Source organism: Pseudostreptobacillus sp., assembly GCF_977040545.1.
The window spans coordinates 1-3,107 of the sequence record NZ_CDRRBS010000109.1 but is presented as its reverse complement, the minus strand read 5'-3'; the positions used below and the strand labels follow the sequence as shown (position 1 = coordinate 3,107).

4 protein-coding genes are annotated in these 3,107 nt (G+C 24.9%); 2 read left to right on the top strand and 2 right to left on the bottom strand.

The genetic code is table 11. The features are described from left to right. A partial coding sequence (locus tag ACWYO2_RS05480) for a hypothetical protein (RefSeq protein WP_455515474.1) occupies positions 1-1,110 on the top strand: 1,110 nt, incomplete at its 5' end. Between the two features lie 23 nt (positions 1,111-1,133). Here ACWYO2_RS05480 and ACWYO2_RS05475 read toward each other — a convergent pair. Both ACWYO2_RS05475 and ACWYO2_RS05470 read right to left on the bottom strand, forming a co-directional pair. Beyond that, a complete protein-coding gene (locus ACWYO2_RS05475; protein ID WP_455515473.1) occupies positions 1,134-1,814 on the bottom strand; it encodes a DNA alkylation repair protein in 681 nt (226 codons plus the stop codon). Positions 1,815-1,825: 11 nt separating this feature from the next. After that, complete coding sequence (locus tag ACWYO2_RS05470) at positions 1,826-2,164, bottom strand: CPBP family intramembrane glutamic endopeptidase (RefSeq protein ID WP_455515472.1); 339 nt, start codon at positions 2,162-2,164, stop codon at positions 1,826-1,828. A gap of 202 nt (positions 2,165-2,366) precedes the next feature. On the opposite strand from ACWYO2_RS05470, the gene ACWYO2_RS05465 reads away from it, so the two are divergent. Beyond that, a complete protein-coding gene (locus tag ACWYO2_RS05465; RefSeq protein WP_455515471.1) occupies positions 2,367-2,819 on the top strand; it encodes a hypothetical protein in 453 nt (150 codons plus the stop codon). The last annotated feature ends 288 nt before the right edge of the window (positions 2,820-3,107 follow it).

Below are 3,107 nucleotides of genomic sequence, written 5' to 3'. Positions count from 1 at the left end.
TTAGGAAATCAAAGATATAAGGTTAAATTTAAAGAAAATTCAACACTTGAAAATTTAAGTGAATCAGAACTTAGAAATATACCATCATATGATATTAATAGAAGAAAATTTTTTGATAACTATTATGATAGAAGTTTTTATTATAATTTTGAAGATGAAAGAGAATTGCCTACTATTAAAATGGCTAATATGATTACAAAATACGAAGATAAAAAAGAAACTGAAAAAGAAGTATTTACAGATATTTATCCAAGCTATATAGCAAGTATATTTGATTTTAATAATACAATTAAAAGTAATGAAGTTAATTCAAGAATAGGAAATTTAGATAATAAAGTTAAATTATCAACTTTCTTATCTACTAATATATTTAAAAATTCTAATTTTAATTCTTTTTCTCAAAATGTTAAAGGATTTTCAGGGAAAATTTTTAATATTTATGGTGGATACTATAATCAAAACTATACTTTTGATATAGATAGAAAAATTAAAGGTGATAAAATATTATCAAATATGTATAATATTGGTATAGAAAAAGATTTTAAAATATCAAACACTAAATTAAATACATCATTTGATTTTAGTTTTATAAACACTAACTTAAATAGAAAAATTAACGGTGATGAAGTTACATCTAATTTCAATTCTTTATTATTTAACATTGGAAATATTTTAATACATGATATAAATATTTGGAATAATAAGTTAAGTCTTTTTGCAACTCATAATACATCTATACTAAAATTAAACGATATCGAGGAAAATTCAAATAAAGAAGAACTTAAAGACTACATAACAAAAGTAAAATCTAAAACTTTTGTTAAAACCACATTAGGAATAGGAGCAAATATCAATAGCCCTATAACTAATAATATTTCTCTGTTAAATAGTTTCAAATATACTAATACAATTAATTCTAATATTGAATTAAATACAGAATTATTAGGAATAGAATACACTTCAAAAGGTAAAAGTATAGAAAAACATAATTTTGAATATTTACTTGGATTAGAATATCTAATAAATAAGGAAAGTAAATTAAATATGAATATGTCTTATGATAGTTTAAATAAATTAGCTATTTCTATGAATATGTATTGGAAATGGTAATAAAATTGCACCACTAATCTTAGTTAATGGTGCAATTTTAATTTCCTTAAATATTCTTTTACATTTATATCTATTTGTCTACTTTCTATAGCCTTTTGCAATGCTTTATTATGTACCCATTTATCTATTTTTTTCTCTTCAAAATATTTAATAGTTTTTTCATAATTATATACTAAAGCCATACTCAAATACCAAGCTTTAACCATTTTTACATAATATTCATCATTATCTTCTGAATTTATTACTAAGTCTGTATAATCATATAATCTATTAGATAAAAGTAGTCCTATACCATATCTTTTAATATATGGTTTATCACTATTTATACATTCTTTAGCAAATCTATAAACCTCTTTAGGATATTTTTTAAATACTTTAGGCGCTGATATATCACAGGTAGCCCAATTATCTATAAAAGGTAATATTTCTTTTATTCTATATATAGCCTTTTCTAAATCGTTTTCCTTTTCTAATATATACATATATATATTATATTCTTCAAAATATTTAAATTCTGTTAATTGATTAAGATATTTTTCTTTACTTTCAATATTTTTTAATTCTTTTTTTACAATTTCCCTTAATTTAGGAGCTCTCACTCCTATAACCTTATTTTCTTCTATATTAGGTATAAGTTTAAGTGTAAATTTTCTATATTCTTCATCTTTTAAATCTAGTAACATTTTTCTAATATACAACAACATAAACTACTCCTCTAAAATATCAATTGGATAAAAGATATAAGATTATTTATAAAATGAGCAAATATACTTCCTTCTACTGACTTTGTTTTTATATATATATAACTTAATAATAAACCCATAGAAAAATATATGAAGAAAGAAGATATATTAAAATCATATAATACATGCGCTAAAGAAAATAGTACACTTGATACTACAGAACCTATAACTTTATTTTTACTAAATCCAAATATAGTATATCTAAATATTAATTCTTCAGATATAGGTGCAAATATTACTAATGATAAAAACAATATCAAAGTATTTGTATTTTTAGCAATATTTTCTATAATATTTTGATTTTTAGGCATTAAATTAAAATAACTAACAAAATTAGATAAAATAATTGAAAATTTTCGTGAGACAAAATTTGAATTCAAGAAAAAAAACAGTTTCAAACAACTTCAAACAGCGCCAAGTTTTGTTGCTAAAAGTTGGTTCCAAGAACGAATCGAAACTCTTTACTACTTGTCTATTTTCGATAAAGACATTCAGTTCCAATTGGGACAAAAATTGAGTTTAGAAGATTTAAACAAATTCTTCACCCAATTTCTTTTGGATGAACAAACAAAGAACAATTACGATTATGAATTACTGGCAGTTAGAAAGTTAGATGATAAGGAGCGAATGAGCTTCTTGGAAAACAAAGAAACTCTGGATACCTTCTTTGAAGTTTTGGAGGTCTTCTCCCAATCTGTTGAAGTCGTTCTTGGTTTGGATGAAAATGGAAACTTGTCTATCGAGAGCAACGATTTTAAGGATAAAAAGGGAGAATTTATCACATCCCAACTTCTTGCACCTCTGAGTACTGACTTGGAAGAAAGTTTTGCCTACACTCAACCATTTTCAGCAGCCTTTTTCACTACTTTACTAACGGGAGATAAATCCTATCTATACAAACGAATGGTGGAAATCGCTCACAACGCCATTAAAATGTTTAAATCAGAAGAAAAAGAGAAAGGATAAAACTCCTTTCTTTTTTAGTCTCATTGGTCTTCCTGACTCCCTGAAACTGTTAAAGGGAAGGATTGCCTCCCCTCTGTAACTGATACAGAACGAAAAATTCCTCTCTAACTGTTTCAGTTTTTGCTTCCACCTCTTAAATTGTTTCAGATTGGGAGACTCCTCTTCTGAAATTATTTCAGGGAGGGGAATATCTAAACTTGAAAAAATTAGAATTTTGTGATATAATAAGTTGATAAGGAAAATGGAGGTGATTTACCTTGCCTGGAAAAGTATCCAAAGGAAAATGGA

Coding starts and splice junctions, on each gene's coding strand:
- ACWYO2_RS05475 (WP_455515473.1), bottom strand. CDS start 1,814: ATGTTGTTGTATATTAGAAAAATGTTACTAGATTTAAAAGATGAAGAA.
- ACWYO2_RS05470 (WP_455515472.1), bottom strand. CDS start 2,164: ATGCCTAAAAATCAAAATATTATAGAAAATATTGCTAAAAATACAAAT.